The sequence below is a fragment of the Mucilaginibacter boryungensis genome (assembly GCF_015221995.1).
GTDB classification, from domain to species: domain Bacteria; phylum Bacteroidota; class Bacteroidia; order Sphingobacteriales; family Sphingobacteriaceae; genus Mucilaginibacter; species Mucilaginibacter boryungensis.
In genome coordinates, this window is sequence record NZ_JADFFM010000002.1 from 941,560 (window position 1) to 960,287 (window position 18,728).

16 protein-coding genes are annotated in these 18,728 nt (G+C 41.4%); 2 read left to right on the plus strand and 14 right to left on the minus strand.

What is annotated here, in order from left to right; translation table 11 throughout:
• Positions 1–14: 14 nt before the first annotated feature.
• The 11 genes from IRJ18_RS17085 to IRJ18_RS17135 all read right to left on the minus strand — a co-directional run bounded on the left by IRJ18_RS17085 (position 15) and on the right by IRJ18_RS17135 (position 13,786).
• Entirely contained in the window at positions 15–2,774 is a 2,760-nt protein-coding gene (locus tag IRJ18_RS17085) for a restriction endonuclease (RefSeq protein WP_194107516.1), read from the minus strand.
• Positions 2,758–3,675: a hypothetical protein gene (locus tag IRJ18_RS17090; protein ID WP_194107517.1), complete on the minus strand. Its 918-nt coding sequence runs from the start codon at positions 3,673–3,675 to the stop codon at positions 2,758–2,760. Before IRJ18_RS17090 ends, IRJ18_RS17085 begins: the two co-directional genes overlap by 17 nt.
• A gap of 3 nt (positions 3,676–3,678) precedes the next feature.
• Positions 3,679–5,547 (minus strand): site-specific DNA-methyltransferase, encoded by a 1,869-nt coding sequence (locus IRJ18_RS17095; protein ID WP_194107518.1) that lies wholly within the window; start codon positions 5,545–5,547, stop codon positions 3,679–3,681.
• Between the two features lies 1 nt (position 5,548).
• A complete protein-coding gene (locus tag IRJ18_RS17100) occupies positions 5,549–5,836 on the minus strand; it encodes a helix-turn-helix domain-containing protein (RefSeq protein ID WP_194107519.1) in 288 nt (95 codons plus the stop codon).
• Positions 5,837–6,182: 346 nt separating this feature from the next.
• A complete protein-coding gene (locus IRJ18_RS17105) occupies positions 6,183–6,965 on the minus strand; it encodes an SMODS domain-containing nucleotidyltransferase (RefSeq protein ID WP_194107520.1) in 783 nt (260 codons plus the stop codon).
• Positions 6,966–6,979: 14 nt separating this feature from the next.
• Positions 6,980–7,858: an S-4TM family putative pore-forming effector gene (locus tag IRJ18_RS17110; protein WP_194107521.1), complete on the minus strand. Its 879-nt coding sequence runs from the start codon at positions 7,856–7,858 to the stop codon at positions 6,980–6,982.
• Positions 7,859–7,860: 2 nt separating this feature from the next.
• Entirely contained in the window at positions 7,861–8,856 is a 996-nt protein-coding gene (locus IRJ18_RS17115) for a nucleotidyltransferase family protein (RefSeq protein ID WP_194107522.1), read from the minus strand.
• Between the two features lie 126 nt (positions 8,857–8,982).
• Positions 8,983–10,968, minus strand: coding sequence for a conjugal transfer protein MobC (mobC, locus tag IRJ18_RS17120; protein ID WP_194108269.1), 1,986 nt, complete (start codon positions 10,966–10,968; stop codon positions 8,983–8,985).
• A gap of 40 nt (positions 10,969–11,008) precedes the next feature.
• Positions 11,009–12,229, minus strand: a complete 1,221-nt coding sequence (locus tag IRJ18_RS17125) for a relaxase/mobilization nuclease domain-containing protein (RefSeq protein ID WP_377094018.1) — start codon at positions 12,227–12,229, stop codon at positions 11,009–11,011.
• Between the two features lie 29 nt (positions 12,230–12,258).
• Positions 12,259–12,648: a plasmid mobilization protein gene (locus tag IRJ18_RS17130; protein WP_194107524.1), complete on the minus strand. Its 390-nt coding sequence runs from the start codon at positions 12,646–12,648 to the stop codon at positions 12,259–12,261.
• 262 nt (positions 12,649–12,910) lie between these two features.
• Complete coding sequence (locus IRJ18_RS17135; RefSeq protein ID WP_194107525.1) at positions 12,911–13,786, minus strand: toprim domain-containing protein; 876 nt, start codon at positions 13,784–13,786, stop codon at positions 12,911–12,913.
• 155 nt (positions 13,787–13,941) lie between these two features.
• Between IRJ18_RS17135 and IRJ18_RS17140 the strand changes: the two genes are divergently transcribed.
• Together IRJ18_RS17140 and IRJ18_RS17145 are read left to right on the plus strand one after the other, a co-directional pair.
• Positions 13,942–14,229, plus strand: coding sequence for a hypothetical protein (locus IRJ18_RS17140; protein WP_147030545.1), 288 nt, complete (start codon positions 13,942–13,944; stop codon positions 14,227–14,229).
• Positions 14,230–14,397: 168 nt separating this feature from the next.
• Positions 14,398–15,486 (plus strand): S1/P1 nuclease, encoded by a 1,089-nt coding sequence (locus IRJ18_RS17145; RefSeq protein WP_194107526.1) that lies wholly within the window; start codon positions 14,398–14,400, stop codon positions 15,484–15,486.
• Between the two features lie 581 nt (positions 15,487–16,067).
• On the opposite strand, the gene IRJ18_RS17150 is transcribed toward IRJ18_RS17145, so the two are convergent.
• Genes IRJ18_RS17150 through IRJ18_RS17160 form a run of 3 tightly spaced genes read right to left on the minus strand, consistent with a single transcriptional unit; the run spans position 16,068 to position 18,648 of the window.
• Positions 16,068–16,868 (minus strand): PRTRC system ThiF family protein, encoded by an 801-nt coding sequence (locus IRJ18_RS17150; protein ID WP_194107527.1) that lies wholly within the window; start codon positions 16,866–16,868, stop codon positions 16,068–16,070.
• Positions 16,865–17,581 (minus strand): PRTRC system protein B, encoded by a 717-nt coding sequence (locus IRJ18_RS17155; protein ID WP_194107528.1) that lies wholly within the window; start codon positions 17,579–17,581, stop codon positions 16,865–16,867. Before IRJ18_RS17155 ends, IRJ18_RS17150 begins: the two co-directional genes overlap by 4 nt.
• A complete protein-coding gene (locus tag IRJ18_RS17160; RefSeq protein ID WP_194107529.1) occupies positions 17,578–18,648 on the minus strand; it encodes a hypothetical protein in 1,071 nt (356 codons plus the stop codon). The genes IRJ18_RS17155 and IRJ18_RS17160 overlap by 4 nt, the downstream gene beginning before the upstream one ends.
• Positions 18,649–18,728 lie beyond the last annotated feature (80 nt).

Genomic DNA, 18,728 nt, shown 5'->3' on the forward strand with positions numbered 1-18,728 from the left:
ATTTCAAGTTTAGGTCATATTTTTAAATCGCTCACCGAGCCAACTACCTTATAATGCACATCTTCAATTACAGCAAAATGCTTTTCTGCACAAGCTATTTTCTTCCTTTCGCTGTCGCGGAGCAATGTCCTGTCCAAAACAGCTTTCGGATCTTTCGTTTCTGCAACGAAATAAATATTTGTTTCATCCCCTTCATCTTTTTTTATCAATGCCCAATCGGGGTTATAGGGTCCAATCGGGGTTTTTATCTGAAAGGTTTTAGGCAATTTCACATAAAATATAATGTCATCCCTCGAGTCGCAATCTTCTGCAAACTTCTTTTCCGGGGTACTTAAAGAATCAATTGCGATATAGTTATACAGGGTCTTTGCCTGCGATTTAACTGTTATCAGATTTTCTAAATATTGTTCGATCTCCGCCGATTCAAAAAGCTTCATTTCATACACCTGGCCCGCTATTTTTTCATACTTGATACCATTGATTTTCACGTTGTCAAACTCCTGCTTAACAATCTTCACTACCGAATCCATGAATAGCTGGGGATTATTAAATATCTCACCGACACGGCCTGACTCAAGTAATATACGGCTGATCGTATTTCTCGTTAGTTCGGTTTTGGATTGGATATAAGCAATGAAATCCGGTATATCAAATTTTGCTTCTCTTATGAGTCTTTCTTTCGACCCTTTTTGTTCACCTCCTAATTCGATAAGATTGCCTTTATTGTCCCTGATAAATTTGGCGATATTCTTTTCCCGGTATATGATCGGTCTTTCAATTGGTGACATCAATTGTAATGCAGCGACGCAGTTATCAATGAGCTGCTGGGTGCTGTATTGAACTTTATAGTCGGTCCGGTATTTAATTTTGTCCCATAGTGTCAGAAATAGGCTATCCTCCAGCCATTTGTCTTTTAGGGAAACTTTTGCCCTTGCCCGAGCATTCTTTATTCGGCCTTCAAATTTAACCCCGCAATCTTCCTCAATTTCGTTTTGCAGCGCTTTTGAAAAGCTATCATAGGCTTCGTTGGCAATAACAGTCAACCTGTTCACTGCACGATCTAAATTGCGCACGCCGGTTTGGTCGACACAAAGGCGGAGGCCTCTTCCAATTTCTTGCCGTTTTTTTATGTCAGATTTTGTTTCGTTTAGGGTGCATATCTGAAATACATTCGGATTATCCCATCCTTCGCGCAATGCAGAGTGACTGAATATAAAACGCAAGGGGGTCGCAGTGTCTAACAACCGTTCTTTGTCCTGCATGATCAGTTTAAACGTTTCGTCGTCTGCCTTCGTCGTTTTTCCTTCCTTACTGTCTTTCAACTTTCCCTTGTCCTGGCTGAAATACCCGTTGTGGACTTCATCACTGCTATATGTAAACAAGCCTCTGTAGGCAGGCATATTTTGCCATTTTGTGAAACTGTCTTCGAACCATAGTGCAAATTTCCCCTTTATGGACTTTCCCTGCTCGTCATAGCTGCGGTAATTGGCAACCCGGTCAATAAAAAAAATGCTGAGTACTTTAATTCCTTTAGCTCTAAGTTCTTTTTCTTTCTTGAAATGATTTTCTACCGTTGCATCAATCATTTCTTTGAGTATTTGATCCGTCAGGCCGCCGACGGCCTGGCCTTTATAGACGATTTTGCCGCTGGAAAATTCAATAAATCCATTATCAGCGTCCAATTCATTTATAACGTATCCCTCCTTATAGATACCCCAGCCTTTGGAAATGTTAAACAAGTCATCGCCGATTTTGGCTGTTACCTGCTTTTTTTGAACGCCACCCTTTTCATTCACGAATATGGTTATTTTGGCAGTGATCGACTGTTTTGCGATTTTGAAATCGTCCACACTTATAAAGGCACCGGAAATATCATTTTTTGCTATTACTGAATCGACCTCTATCTGTTTCACTAATCCAAGATCGTATGCCTTAACCGGGTCTAGTTTATAGACCAGGTTATACAGGTTTTTGTGGGTCGCTGAATAGCGGAGTGTAAATAGCGGGTGTAGATTTGCAATTGCTCTTTTCCTGATATCGGTCTCCATATTTTGCGGTTCGTCAATAATGACAATTGGGTTCGATTTCTGGATATACTCGATTGGTCTCACACCGGTTTCCCGCACCTGGTTAATAACGTTGGCATCTTTCGTGAATGAATCTATATTGATAACAAGGATTTGGATCGCATTGCTTTTAGCAAAATTGGCCAAATCAGGTATGCGGCCGGAATCATACACTTTGTATTCGGCGGGTTGATTTTCATAAATCTCCTGGAGATGGTCGAACGTTATTTGCAGGCTTTTTAATACGCCCTCCCTAATAGCAACAGAGGGAACTACAATTACAAATTTCTTAAAGCCATAGATTTTATTTAACTCGTAAACCGACCGGAGGTAAACATAGGTTTTGCCGGTCCCGGTCTCCATTTCAACAGAAAAATTAGGGAAATCCGTAACCACTGTCTTGGTTGCAACAACATTTTTTGTTTCTGCATCGTCATTGTACCACAGCTTTTCTATCACTATCGAGATCTCATCAGGGCGCAGCTGGTTGCCGGTTTGGACTTTCACCAGATTTGCCAATATTTGCTCTTCTGATAAAACGAGATTATTGCCCACCCCGGCCTCTGTGAATTGAATACTGCCTTTTACCGAATCGGATAAGGAAAATTCAAAATCGGATTTGTTCAAGGATTGCCCCTCAAACAGATCGACTACGGATTGAATCGCGTCAAGCTGGTAGCCTTGGTTCTTATCAAATTGCAGTTTCATTCGCTTCTTTCAATATAAATTTGAATAAATCATCACTGAATTGGTTGTATGCCGGCCTTGGGAACAAAAAGGATCTTAAGATTTTATCTCTTTCTATCAAATCAATTTTTATGTTGGTGTGGTTTTTCAGGTCCGGATTGGTTCCCCAAACTATAAAAAACAGCTTCGGTTTATAGCCCAGCTTTTCATTAAAGTTATCTGCGAGATCAAAAAGAACATTGAACCTCCGCCAATCTTGATCACCATACTTTCCAATATGCTCCTGCTCGATTGGCTGATCGAGGTTATGGGTCTTAAATTCAACAATTGCAAGGTATTTACCTTTGACCTTGTCATAGATTATCGTATCAATATCACCCGGCCAGGGGTTCAGTGTATTATTAGCTAAGTAGCACTCAACATTGGAGGAGGCAGCATTAAGACTTTTTACTGTTTTAAAACTATACCCTCTTAATTTCCTTATCCCATCTTCCAGTTCTTCAATCGAAATCAGCTTATGAGTATTAATTTCCAGGTGCCCATCATTGAAGTTAAAGGTGTAGGAATGGATAAGTTTTGCCGATTGCTCATAACCTTCCGGAAAATTCTCCGGCCAAATAAAAGTAAAAAAGCCACAATTCATCACCTGCGAAAAGTCTTTTAACAGTCGTATCTCGCTTTCCGAAAATACGCTGTTGATGTCGTCGATGGCTATGTCTTCAACAGCGGCTTCGCTTTGGTATTCAAATTTTTTGAAGATACCGTTGACCTTCCTTTCGTTCGTAACAATAAACCCATCGATACTCACTACCGTGTAGTCGGCACTATCCGTTTTTATCCATAAAATAGGACTAATGGATGTCACCGGATATTTTGTCTCTTTATTGGGACAGACCCTGTTGTCTGGTATAAGTAAAATCATTAATTATATAGTTTGAAATGAAATTCCTGCGTCGATGAACTGTAACTGCACATTCGTTTTATTGCAATCGTTATCGTTGAAAAGTGAATCCAGGCATATTATTGACGAAGGTTTCATTTTTATAAGCTCTTTTACCGATTCCTGATCAATACCCTGAAGGCAGATATACAAGTTGCGCGGGGTAATTTTATAAAAAAGGTACTCACCTATTTTGCATTCTTCGATGACCGTTGTCAGTGGCACACCGTTTTTTAGTGCTAATTCCCAAAGAATATCCAGGTCAGTGGGATTGTCTTTCTCGGGTTTCTTGAATATTTCCAGCTGCCTAATTATATCTTCTTCTGACTCAAGCAGGTCACCGCGCCAGATTTTAAAGTTCGAGCTGGCTAGTTTAAAATGGCGTAAACCGATCTGGGGCGAATTTTCAAAATTGAAATCATTTGAAACCTTGGTGTTATGCAACCTGATCACTTTCTCCAGCCTTGCTTTTGTTACTTCGGAAATGGTACTGTATCCATATTGTAAGGCTTCATCACCGGCCTTTATTTTTTCAGGCAATTGGACAAGGATGAATTTCCGCTTTCCTTTGTCTTCTTTATTTAGTTCGATCACCGCTTGCGCCGTGGAGCCTGAACCACCAAAAAAATCCATTACTATATCATCATTTGCAGAAGCGATTTTTAAGATTGCTTTCAGCAAACGGAGTGGCTTGGGGTTATCGAAAACATTTTTACCGCTAAAAATTTCAGCTAACTCTGCGGATGCTTCCTGGTTACTTCCAAATTCGCTATGATTCCAAAAATTATGGGCACACTGGCCTTCATCCATCCTTTCAGATAAATAGAATTTTTTACGGGGATAACCATCGCCGGAACTTGGAAAGACTATTTTGCCTTCTGCTAACAAACTTTGAAATGTAGTTTCTGCTCCCATCCATTCCTCGTCATAGACTTTGCCTGTTGGTGTTATAATCTTATATTTCGAGCCTGATTGGCCGGAGCCGGCTTTCCAGGGCTTGGAACTCCATGGGCCTTTTGGATCGTTATCAGGGTTTGTATAATCATCCTGCCGTTTATCTGAAAGCGGTAAGCCGTAAAATGTATTTTTTTCTTTTAATGCCTCAGAATTTTTTGAGTACACTAAAATGTATTCGGCAACTTTCGAAATCATTTTTGACTTATCGTTCGGCTGATTGTGTCGCCTGCGCCAGGTTATAATGGCCTCCCTGTTATCTTCTCCGAAGATCTCGTCCATCAACAACTTCAGGTTTGCTAATTCATTATCGTCGATATGCACAAATATTACCCCATCGTCCCTTAGCAGGTTTTTCGCCAGGAAAAGCCTCGGAAGCATCATGGACAACCAATTCGAATGAAATTGGCCGCTTTCTCTCTTATTCGGACGGAACAGGCCTTCCTTCATCATATAGCCCTCTTCATCTTTTTCGCCAACCCGCTTCTGGTATTCTTCCTTATTTTCCGAAAATTTATCAGGGTAGATAAAGCTATCGGAGCCGGTATTATAAGGAGGGTCTATGGAAATTACTTTCACTTTTCCGTAGTATGCTTTCTGAAGTACTTTAAGTACCTCTAAATTTTCCCCCTCAATGAAAATATTGTCTGCGGCAGTCCAATTAATGGATTCATCGGGCTTAGGAATAAGGGTGGCAGTAGTGGGCATTTGCAACACCTTATAGGCTTCTGCCTTTCCTGCCCATGACAGCTGGTACCGCTCATTTTCGGTGTCAACAGGATGGCCCAAAAGCTGTTTGAAGCGATCAATGTCTATTTTATCCTCAGCGAAAGCACCCGGAATAATTTCCCTTAGCTTTTTTATTAAGTCCTGTGTTATATCTAATGACGTTCCGTCCATTTTAATTATGATTAATGCGTTTTTCAGTTTGTTTTAATACCTCGTTTGCTAAAGGTTCTTGTTCCAATATATTTAATACCCTGTCGGATAGCCATATGACCATCAATGATTCTTCAGGCACCCCAAAGAGTTTGGCCAGTTTACTAACTTGTTCTCTTTGGGCCTTTCTCTCACCCCGTTCTAATTTACTCACCAATGCCGTGTCGACTTCTAAAGACGCTGCCACCTGTCTGAGCAAAAGTTTCTTTCTTTCGCGGATATCGCGAATGGTCTCACCAAAGTTTTTCAAATTGCTGTATTTTTGACTTGTCAACAAGTGTCAAATGTATACAGAAATTTACTTCTGAAAGGACTTTGAATAGTATATATTTTAAAAAATATTTTTGAGAGTTGCAGGCCATTGCCCATGCTAATAAATTGGAAAACTCCCAGTATTTTCAGCCGAATTGCCTGTAATAAAAAAAGACATGAATTAAATAGACTTTCCTGGTGAAGCATTGATAAGATTTAAATACGGTATTGTTGTAGTAGTGCCCCAAGGTATAAAACAGACTTAAATAATTGAAGAAAACTTATCAAGACACTCGCGTCATTCGGGCACTTTTAGACCCTAAATAGAGGTTGCTTCGCAATAGCTAATATGGAAACCCTGGCAATAATTTTCGAATCCATTGGGCTTGTTTGTATTCGTCACCTCTATGTCCATATTCTTTTATCCAGTAAACGGCGTTTTTTACCGCTCTAAAATCGGCGCCCACTACCTCAATTGTTTTTAAAAAACGTGAGTAAGTATTTTCATTTCCCCAGAAAATCAAATCGATAATTTGCCTTTCCAATAAATAAGATTGGAAAGGGTATCCAAACCCGGCATTCCAGTGTTTGCATAATCGGACTACGTTCCTGATAATATTGTCTCCGTAAGTCTTATTCTTAGTCGCCAGCTTACTATTGATCTCATTGGGTGATGTTAAACGCCAAGTCTCATCGCGGCCAGGGATGTAAAACCTGGTTCCGAATAATAGGTTGGACGTTGTATAAGCCGGGACTATATCAAACTTTATATGATTCAATTCGAGTATAACTGCGGGAAAGTCCTTTTTTGATATTGATTTCGGATAGGCCACAGTTAGGAAATCGCGAATCCATTTTCTATAGGTTGACGGCGCGTACAAACCGTCCGCGGAATTGAACACAACCATTAAATCCACATCGGAATTAGGGTCGTATGACCGGGGGAGAATTGTATTTCTAGTGAAAGAGCCGAACCTCAGGAACTCTTCTATTTCATCGCCAAATTCATCATCCAAGCTTCGCTCCAGGTTGTCCAGCGACCTGATAATGGCTGCGCGTTCCTGCTTATTGTGCGCCAGAACCAACTGCTTTTGAGCAAACTGAGTGAGCCGATTGTTAATACTCATGGAGCTGGCTATATTTAATAGTTTGCAGCGTTATGGTGCATTTCAACCTCCAGTTTGTCTCTAATTTTATCGTAGAAAAACTCCGGAATTAATGCACTGTCTTTTCGGCTTGTATAAAGTTTGTCTTGTATGCTCCTAATCTCTTTGCGGGTAATATTATCTTCGTCATCCAATATCCCTTCGATATTGTTTCTGAGTTCCTCGGAGTTCTTCAAGGTCTTATTTTGCTCAATAACTATTTTAGCTGTGAGTACGAAGACAGGTAGAAAAGAACATGCAATTTGAGTGATAAAGTCCTTTACTGAAAAACCGTTAAACAAGGCGAAAACTATCAGGATCAATAAGGTAACAAATGCGACAATTAGGGTATTACTCCTAAAACGTTTTCTGATCGAAGTGTCATAATTAAGGTTTGTTTTCTGACAGAGCACAATGGTTTTTGTTGGCGTTTGATTGGCTAGTTCTATCGGATACCAATCCTTTAATTTAGATTCAGGCCGCCCTGACAATTTAAACTTTCCACTGTATTTGTTAATTATTTCCTGATTAGGCTTTTTGCCGGCACAAAACTTATTCCATTCTAAATCATAAACAGAACAATCAAACAATTCCTGAATCTTTGCAGCACTTAGTTTAAAATCATTAATGACCAAATTGATGACGATCAAATCTATTAAGGTCAATGATATACCATAGACGAGCACATAGGCAGAAATGTCGATATTAAAGACAGTAAAAAGAATAATTTTTACCAACGAGAGCAGAATTGTTACTGGCACAGTGAGTATTATTTGAAGCATAAAAATCTTCTTTGCTTCAATGTACAATTGCTTCTGTGCGCATAACCTGTCTATATTGGCTTCTTCGTTTTGACGCGTAAATACTGTATCCATATTTATGAGTATGTTGGAAACTGACCACCAAAAATTTCTCCCCATTTTTCAATGGCTTCTTTCATTTTACCGGCACCCTCTAATTTTCCTGCTTCAATTGCTCTGTTATAATCTATGGCTGCCCTTTCCTTAACTTTAACCCTTTCTTCATAGCTTAGGTGATTAATATCGCCTTGAAAGCCTTTTGGATCATTGAAGGGGGATTCAATGCTATGGTAAATACTTGCAAGTAGTTTAGGTATTTCCACATCAATATACCCCTGGCTCTTATCTACTGTACCATAATAATTCAAAATCAAATTTTCCAGAAAATAAGATTTAATCGTCGGCATTGTTGGCCTGCTTGTCCAATACTTGATGATTCGGATCACATCTAAAACCGAAATGGTTTGGGCCTGGTTAACGGCTATTGTTCGTGCTTTGTCAATCCTTGGATCGGTCTTTTTCCAGTTGCCCTGGCCATCCGGGATTAAGTAGAAGGTTCGTCCGGCAGCATCAGGGTTGGTAATAAAACAGGGTACAATATCATAGACCCATTCGTAGGAAACAAGCTTTAGGGTGACTGCCTCGAGATTACGCTTTATTTCCGCCTTTTCATATTTAGGTACATTGCCTAAGTAATCTTTAAATTTATTATTGACTTTTTTTGAATTCAAAATATAAGTGCCATCATTGCAAAGGGCGCTTAAGGTGGTGGCGCTGGCGCTAACCGTAATTTCAATCCGGTCTGGATACTCATAATAACTACTACCCTGCGCGTGTAAAATGATCATTAAGTCTATGTCGTTTAACGGCCGGATTTTGGTTTTCCTTGAAAAGGATCCGTAATCAATACTTAGATCCGGATGTAAAAGAGGGAACAATCCATCACCTGGAAATTTTATTATTTCATCTACCAGCGAGGTTTTGCTCGTCTTAGCTGTATCAGACCGGGCCGGGTCCAACCTAACCGCATCTTTCAGGAAAATATCAAAGGCTGCATTTACAGTTGTTGCCATTTTAAGTTATTAAGTACTTGATACTTCAACGAAGTATTTATGGGCATTCCACAATAAATAAAGGTACATTTTAAATGGAGAAATGGACTTAAACAAAATAAAACCAAGGTCTAAAAGCTATTTAATTTAGCTTTTTTTAATTATTAAATATTGCAGTGCCGGGTCACTCATCAACCGCTCCATTTCTGCGTTAATAATATCCTGCACGTCCTGCTTCACCTGCAGGTAGTTCTGTTGCACAATCGCGTTATTCAGTGTCTTTATGACTGGTATGTCCCGATAGTTATCCTGCTCGTTTTTCAGCGCTTCATGGTCATTTAAAATCTCGCAATGGAAGGTTTTTAGCTCAATTTTATTATCCGGGTCGTCCGCAACCATCCCGACGAACTCTCCGGAACTCAAGGAGGAAATTTTAGACGGGGGCACGGCGGCTTCCAGTTGTTTCGACCTGCTGAGAGAAGTGTCCTGGCTGTTGACCGATAGGCTTTCCCTGTCCTGCATGATTTTGCCAAAGCGTTCGGAAAGTTGTTTGGCGGTGTCGCCCGTAACTTGGCCGGACACGATGTTGCCTGCAATATTCATAATGACGTCTGCCTGTTCGCGTCCATAATCTTTGCGTAGCTGGCTGAAGTCCTGTATTCCTAAGCAGGTCGCGACCTTATTACTTCTTGCGGTGGCTATCAGGCTGTCCATGTTATTGAGATAAATGGTTGGGAACTCGTCGAATACCAGGCTGCTTTTCAGTTTGCCTTTCTTATTCACCAGTTTCACCAGGCGGTTAACATATAGTGATAGCACTGCCCCGTAGATCTGTATTTTCTGGGGGTTATTGCCCATACAAACCAGCTTCGGTTTTTCAGGGTCGTTGATGTCTAAGGTAAAATCATTGCCGGATAGCACGTAATATAATTGCGGCGAAGACAGCCTTGCCATAGCGATTTTAGCGGATGCAATTTGGCCTTCCAACTGTTCCATGACGTCGTTGAGGTAAGCGTTTACGAAGGGATTGATGAGCACCTCGATCTCTTTTTCAGTCCGTAGCAACGTAAATAGGCTGTCATAATCCATCTGCATGAGTTCAATCACATGGGGCAACGTGCAGAATTCGCCGTCCTGGTATTTGCGTAAAAACCAAATGATCGCCGATAAAAAATTGATAGGAGACTCCACGAAAAAATCACCTTGTCTTTTGATCCATTCCCGGTTCAGTCCCAATAAAATGGTCCGCGCCGATTCAGACGCATCTGTTATATCAAACATGGATAAAGGGTCTAAAGGGTTGCAGCGATGGCTGCGGGTGAGGTCATCAAAATTGATCACGTAAAATTCGGAAGGGGATGTGTAGCGGTGCTTATTTTGCAACCAGGTATTGTAAACGATGATCGACAGGTCATCGAATTTAAAGTCATAGACGAACATGGTAAAGCCTTTTTTGATGTGCTGGGTAATGACATGCCGTATCACAAAATATGACTTGCCTGCACCCGGTGAACCCAAAACAAGCAGCGCACGGAATGGGTTGATAATATTGACCCAACTCTTACGGATTTTACCTTTTAGTTTATATTGTGCCGGCAGATTAATGGAATAGTCGTTTTCTAATAGCCGTTCTTCCTGCGGGAATGTTTCATTTTCCTTATTGAAAATATCCTTGCTGTTCAGTCTGTCTTTAATGATACGGGATAACAGCGCACCACCGCTTATCATAATGAGATACCCCACAATGGTTACTGAAATATAACCGATGGCAAGGTTTGTTCCGCTGAACGGTAAAAGTAAAAAAAGGTAGCTTACGAAATAAACCAGTAAGCCAATCACAAGGTAACTGAGCGCCGTTTTAAAGTTTAGTTTTTCATCTTTTCTACCCTTTGAGCCTAATAAAGAAATCCCAAGCAGGCCCAAAGCGATCAGTTTGGATGTATGAAAATTCCGGAACAGTCCGGTGTTGCCGATATTGGCCATCAGCCTGTCGGAAATGGCGGCGGTCAGGTGCCACGTCTCAAAAGCTTTATAGCAGTAATAGTAAAAATGTAATCCCAAAATGATCATACTGATCATCCGGGTCATATCCAATATTTTTCTTAATGCTTGCTCGTTTTCCCCTGTCTGCATCATAACCAGTCCTCCTTAATTCTCCGATGAAGAGATTTTATTATTGATCATTAGATAAGCGCTTGCGCTTCTTCTTTTTATGTCTTTTCAAGTCAAATGGCATGGTATCTCCTGTATATTCCTGCCGTAGTAATTCATCTACAACATTCAAGTCTACAGTATTTGGGAATCTTAAAGTTCCATTAACTGCATCCTGATTTTCGCCGGCCTTTTCTTTTTGGAACGGCTTTTCGGTATTGCCATTCTCGCTTGTGCCACATCGATCCTGTATGGCTTTCGCGCTATATTGTTTGCCCAGATCGCTACCATTAAAGACACACTTGGTCTGATGGTCAACGTAGGTGATACCATATATCTGTCTCGCCTCATTTTGCCGGATCACAACTTGGATGCCTTGTTTTTTTAGGGCTTCCATTAACCCGGAAAGGGTCGGCCTTTCTGTCTTTAACAGCGTCCAGTCAATGGCATTTTTAACTCTTGCTTTATGCGATTGCCGGTAAGCATCATTGGCGCCAAATTTTGCTTCCAGGTTCTTTAATGTCGGTGCATTATATATATCACTGGCTTTGATGGGTACACCGACTTTGTTATCCTGTTCATCCAAAATGCGATAAACCAAACCGTTATTACGGTAAATATTTGATTGGACACTTCCCCTGTCCGCAACAATATTGTACTGCTTCAGGATAGCATTCAATTCATGAAGGGAAGTATATTTATAAGCCGGTATTATTTTTGACAGAACGGTTGTAACCGCTCTTTTGGTTGCCGCTTTTCCGTATAGTACTTTTTGGACATTCACCGGGTTTAATTCATATGCCTGCCGTTGTTTACTGTCCTCCGGCCGGAGTAATCCATACTTCAACTCAATTTCTTTGCGGGCCTTTTCGGACTGGTTCTTTCCCAAGTTATGCAGCTCTATCCGGCTGCCGTCATACCTGATATTGGTAGTAATAATATGTATATGGGGGTGTCCGGCATCGTCATGACGATAGACCAAATAAGGCTGGTCACCAAAGGCGATCAGGTCCATATAATCGGCTGCAATTCTTTTTAATTTGTCCTCGGGTAAACGTTCTGAAGGATCAAAATTTAGGGAGATGTGAACACAGTTTACCTTTGTGTTTTCATTCAGTGCTGCTTGTTTTTCGAACCGTTTTAGTTTCTGATTGAAGGATAATTGGTCGGCAGTTTTCGGATAATTGACCGCCTCCAGGCATACGGCTACACCCTCTGCAACTTTCTGTTCATTATAGTTCAAAGGACGCTTAAAACTTTTTCCAGAGTGGATCACTGCAACCATTGGTCTGCCATTTTTGACAAGTAGTTATCTACCTGTTGTATGCAGTCCTGGAGGATTTGACGGCTGCTATCATAATAGCTGAACCATCTTTTTTTGTCTTCTATTTTGTCCAAAGAATTCAGTTTCCGGACTGCCTGGTTGAAATTGTTACCGCAGGCGTTGAGGTCGTTTTTCAGCTTCATCAGCTCTGTCATAAAGTCATCAAGGGAACTGTCCCGATAGGTGCTGACAACTGGCTTACCCATCAAAATGCTGCGGGCATAATCACTTAATTTCCTGCAGGTGGTCTTCTTAAACGCCTTATTAATATGCGCCTGTTCTGTGGGGCTGAGCCGCAGGTGCAGCCATTTTGTTTTATTGTTAACTTGTTCCATCATCACTAATCATTTTCACACAATCTTTTCAAAATTTAACCTTAAGCGGCTCATCAGTTACCGCCAACGACTTCGGAGTGCCCGGCGGCCAGATCCGGTTGTGATACAACCGTACATCTGGCCGATTGCAAAAAACACAGCAATCTTTATTGCTTGCCCTTTCTTAAGGCAGTTATAACTCGAGCATTTGCTAAATCGGCATGCACTTTTGCAATGCACAGAGATTGTACAACTTTGCGTTATGCAGCCTGCTTTAGCGTTACTATTACTGCTGCCCATTTGTAGGCTTATATACCAGGTAATCATTAAGGTCTTTGTATCCATAGTAAAGTCCACTTTCATCAAAATAATGCTGTTTCATAGCAATAGCCTGGCGACTGCAATTTTGTCCGGCTTTATCCCGGTCGAGATAGAGACGTTTAAGATTGTATCCGGCTGACAGCAGGATCGCTTTTTCGAAAAACGAAAGGCTATTGAGGATAAGATAGTCCGTGCCAGACAGTCTGTTTTGATATATGGTTAGATAAGATAGAAAATCAAAGAAACCTTCAAATATGCATAGCTGATCAAAGCCGTTTTTTATCAGTGTGAGGCCCTTCGGACTGCTGCTTCCTTTAAAATATTTGCTGCGCAATTCATAACCGCCGGCACCATTTGCGAAGCCCAATGCATAAAAGGTTTTGGGGCCAATGGAATAATGGACTTGGCAGCAATATTTAAGTGCTAATTCGATGGCGATCTTTCTTGAGCAGAGGTATTTCAATAAGGCCGGTGACTGGATGGGTTTTACCTCTTCGACGGTAATTATTGGTACGTTCTCAAGGGTTGCAAAAGGCAGAAGCGACGGCTTATGAGAAGAAACAGAACCGGTAAGTTTTTTAAGAAATTCTGAAACACTGCAGTCGAAAAGAGAGATTCCAAGATCTACCAGTTTGCCGCCTTTCCCAATGCCATGATCATACCATCTATTCAGCCTTCTATTGATTTTAAAAGAGGCAGTATTTTCACTTCGTAAGGGTGAAAGATACCAGTAGTTTTCACCGCGAACTTTAACGGGCTCAAAGCCACAATCAGCAAGATACGTAACAAGGTCAATTTGATTTGCCGTATTACAGGAGACACTATTCAATTTCTTATCCATCGCCTTCAACCCTTCCTGTTAATTTGTGATACGAAATTACCGAGCGCTTACGGCTTCACTTGCAGCCCTTTAAATTTTAAAGAGCTGCTATCCGATAAAATTGGCTTCCATACATTAGCCCTTAAAACAATATTGTTACACTTAAATTAAATGGTATGCTAACAGCAAGTGAAGCGGGAAAAGTATTTGATACAGTATTGAGTAGTCCCGGAATGAACGAAATGGTGAAGATCGATCTTAAGATGTCAAGGAAGCACGTCCTGCTGCTCAGTAATGTGATCCAGCGTGGCTTGAACAGCAAAGGCGATGAGGAAGCAGGCGGATTACTGGCTAATGTGCCAAAGGATATTTTTGCAGAGCTTTCAAAGATTTCAGAGGACTGCCTGCAAAAAGCAGGGCTCAGTGAATTAAGTGAAAAGCTTAAGGCACTAAACACTAAATGAAAATGTAGCCTCAGTAATTTCATTATATAATCTAAATGCTATATTTGAAATCTCACACAAATTGTGATAAGGTTTAGGTTAATGCCCCCGTTCAGCGAGTGATTGGGGGCGTTATTTTTTTACGCCTATTTCGATCACTTCCATAACATTGCCGTCTTATCTTTGGGCATGAAAAAAATCGTAAGCAGTGTTGTGATCTGTATATTTTCACTTGTTTTCATTTCTTGGGGCATTACAGGGCATAGGACGATTGCTGACATAGCGGAAAGGCATTTGAATGCAGGCGCAAAGGCGGCGGTTACTGAGCTTCTGGACGGACAAAGCATGGCTGATGCAAGCACCTGGGCGGATGAAATAAGAAATCAAGGAGCCTATCGTAAGACATCTTCCTGGCATTTTCTAAACCTGCCACTTGGATTAAATCATGAGGAATTTGTGCGTACTGTGACAACAATGTCAAATGGCAATGTCTATAATGAAATACTAAAAACTGAAACTATACTAAAGGATAAGACGGCTTCTAAAGATCAAAAAACTGAAGCGTTAAAATTCCTGATCCATTTTGTCGGCGACATTCACCAACCCATGCATGTGAGCAGAGCTGAAGATAAGGGCGGCAATACAATACAAGTGAATTTCAGTGGTAAAGGCACAAACCTGCACAGCCTTTGGGATACGAAGTTAATCGAACAGCAGGGAATGAGCGATCAGCAATTGGCAGTGCAATATGACCATATCGGTCAGCAAAAAATCAAAGCTTGGGAAAGTACCCCGGCCATTGATTGGGCCTGGGAAAGTTACGAGATCAGCAGCCGTTTATATGCAGAGGTTGATCAGATGCATGGCCGGGCTATTAGCGATAATTACTACCAGCAACATATGCCGACCATTGAAGAGCGGATCGAGCAGGGCGGCATTCGCCTGGCTGCGGTGTTGAATGAGGTGTTCGGAAATTACAAGACAAACAATAGCAATCGTGTACCAACTAAGGCAGAAAATCAGAATATAATCTGTGAGAAAGTGTACGATGGACGCTATTTTGCCGGTTCAGGAACGACCTTGTTAAATCTTGGGGCAGCATATCCAAATCAGAAACTAACGGTGGTTATCCATAAGAAGATCGGACAGCAATTCGGGGACAACCCGGCGGAATACTTCAGAGGGAAAAGAATATGTGTGCGGGGAGTGCAACAAATGTATAATGGAAAGCCGGAGATCGTGATCAAAGATGCCTCGCAAATCTCTTTAGAAAAATAATTTAAAAAGAAGCACTCATAACAGAGGCTAACAGCCTGTTAGCTGAAAAGGAAATCCAGTTTCATCAGGCAGAAAGAATACCTTTTCAGGTATCTGGCTGTCAACAAAAAAAAGCCAGCTCTTCCGAAGGATGTGCTGGCCAGCTATTTTATCAATGGGATTTGATGACCGCAGAAGTAGTCGGCCTTTTCAAGTCGTTTGCATTAGGGTCTTTATGGATGATATAACCCATTGTCAAAAGGATAAGACCAACAATGATGCAGGCGATATAGAGGAAGAATTTTAACTCCTGCCCGGTATTGGACATTATTTTCCTTTCATAAGAAATCACTTTTACAGGTTCGAACCGTTTGTTATAACGTGCCCTGCCGTAGCTGTAGCGGAGTGCTATGCCTGTGAGCAATACCAACACTCCCAAAATCATCATTCCCATCGCTATCTGCTTTTTACAAGTTTAACCAAAAATCGAAAAATAACCTTTCAGTTTATAAAATCCTTAACGCATTTTCTTTTGCTTCTTTTCTTTCCGTTGCGTCTGACAAAGAAAAGAAGCGCTTTGAAACAGGGCTGCTTCAGCCATTTCAGGCTACCTTTAACGGCTGTACCCTGAAATCCTTCAGGTTTACAAAAAAGCCCCTGTTTTCTACCATCCCTTCCCTGAATAGCTGCCAAAGTAAAGAGCCTGCGAGGTTGGCTATAGTTGAGTTGATATATAAGTCCTGCTTTTCCAGTGCCTCGGCAAGAGAGCAGCTCGGCTCGTTATTATCGACTTCATTATCGAGCAAAAGTTTAAATTCATCCGTAACTAAAGGCAGGGTGGCAATGGGCGTAAACTTTTTAGAATCGGGCTGTTTAATTTCCACTAAAGTTGAAAGAATGACCTGCCCCGTAAACTGCGCATTACCGCAATCCATCCAATACAAAATTTTGTCCCCTACATTTTTGATGTATGCATGCTCCTTTAAGACAGTGGCAATCTCGTAACGTGCGGCAACCGTATCGACACAACTAATGTTAATGTTGGCAGCCCCGTTATTGGATTCTTTGAGCAGCGTTTTTACACAAAACTTTTTTGTTATCGCTTTCCAGTTAGTGCCAAAAAATCGGTTGACCCTGTTGATCAATGCCAAAGATTTATACAAACCTATCTCGCTTTCGGCAAAAAGCTGCCTGCCCAAATTGGCTTCTGATATTTTATCATCATCGTATAGCGTCACCTGCAAACCTGCATGACCTAAAGCGGTTAGAGAATGGTTCATGCGTGCAAGGGCGGTCAGCATTTGCGAGCCTGTTCCCCCAGCGCCAATCAGGTTAACCGTAACCGGATTGTAGGGATGCAGCAGATAATTATCTGTAAAATGGATATTGGGTAACTGGTTCATCGGATTAAGTTTTTAATAGTTCGACCGTTTTTTACAAGTTGGGATTGAGGAAAGATTTTCTTTGTGCCGACAAGACTTTGCCATAGCTGTATAATATTGCCTTTTACAGGGCTGTTTTGTTGTATCAGGTGGCTGAAATAGCTATTGAAAAAATACTCCTGCCACTGTTGCATAAATAATTCAAGGGAACATTGACTATGTATATCAACGTTCACTGTACCCATACAAACATTGCCGTTGGGGTGGACATTGAAGAATGGTGCATGGTAGAGTGGGGTGTCCATTTCCAGTTCCGTTTCCTTTTTCAGGGCATAGATATTTAGCTGTTCCCTGCCCGCTAGCCATAATAATTCAGGGATGGCTGCCTTGCCCGATGGAATGTCTAATTCGTTTTTAAATAAAAGGTTTACCCTCATGGCGGGGGTATGCCATAGCGCATAACCGAGCCTGCCGTGTTTCATGTAAAGAAGGTTCTTTGGCAGCAAGCCTGCTGGCTGTAAAAAGCTTTGCTCCAGTTCACAGCCTGTATCGAGCGCCTTTGCCAGTGAAGCCCCTTCCCTGACACTCAAAGGATGGGCGTTTACGGGGTAACCCTCATTGCTCATGTCGTAGCTTTCTGCATAAACCCTTTTGTCACCCTCCTTTTCCTTATAAAGGATAATCGCTTTAAAAGGGTGGTACAGGCTGCCGAATGATTTGCTTATATCTTTCATGGTATTTCATTTAAAAGAATGCATAAATCAGCTATCAGGGGGAATAACTGCTTTTCGAAGTCGAGTGTTTTTGAATCGCTTTTAGCTTCTTCGGTAAAGACCTCGATGATGGTGGGCTGTTCCATATAACCGCATTCATTAAACTGGTTGTTGAGCATATCGGTAATATTTTCATAGAGCCAGCCATCGGTGTCGGCAATAAAAGAAACATATTGCTGCGCCCTTATAACCTGATCATCGGATGTGGCATCCTCGTCCAGTTCAGGGATATTATCAAATACCCCCGCGTTCGGAAACTGTTGCGCCAATTGGTGAAAGGATTGTGCCAATTGAAAGCAATTCAAATCAAACGCACATTTAGCTGTAAAGTCGTTAAGCCGCTTGCTCATATGGTTTAAATGGATGCTGTTATATATCTTTCGATGCACCAGGTCTCCGTAATGGCTTGCCTTATTGAGTTCCGATAATTGCCTGTTTTGGTCGTCGGGTTCGTAGCTGTCGATGTCATCCCGCAGCCATTCCTCTGTCATTTCATAATAGTAGTTCAGCGCCGAATAATTATCCCGATAATAGGGTACGCCAACAACGTGGTACAGGTATGCAAAAACCGATAGCAAGAGGTCGGCAGCTTGCCTGTGTTTTTTCTGTTTCATGAGCCGGCATAAAGGAAGGACAGGGATAAAATATAGAGTTGTTCCCGTGTCATATACTTCCCTTGCTGATAAAAAGATATTGTCGGCATCATCGCTAACGATGCTTAATTCATAGCAGTCTTTGTCTGCTCCCATCTGTTGCTGTAAATCTGCCTGAACCAATAGCATGTTATAGGGATAGTTTTTATTTTTATAGTCAACAATCACCTCTATGCCTTTTTCGGACAAGATGGACAGGGATTGTTTTAGTCCCTGTTCCGCCTTGTCTTGTTCGGGTAAATATTTGCCGCACTGGTAAAGTGGCAGAAACTGCTGCTTTAAAAAACCATTGGCAACAAATCCAGCGGTGCTGCCTGTTTCCTGTCTTTCTTTAACTGTGCCGCGTCCTGTCGCCTGTCGAGGTTTTCTGCCCATTGTGCTAACTGCTGATATAGTCGCCATTGCCTTTTTGTTTGTGGCGGGATGACCCTGCCTGTGTCCTTATTTGTTTTCAT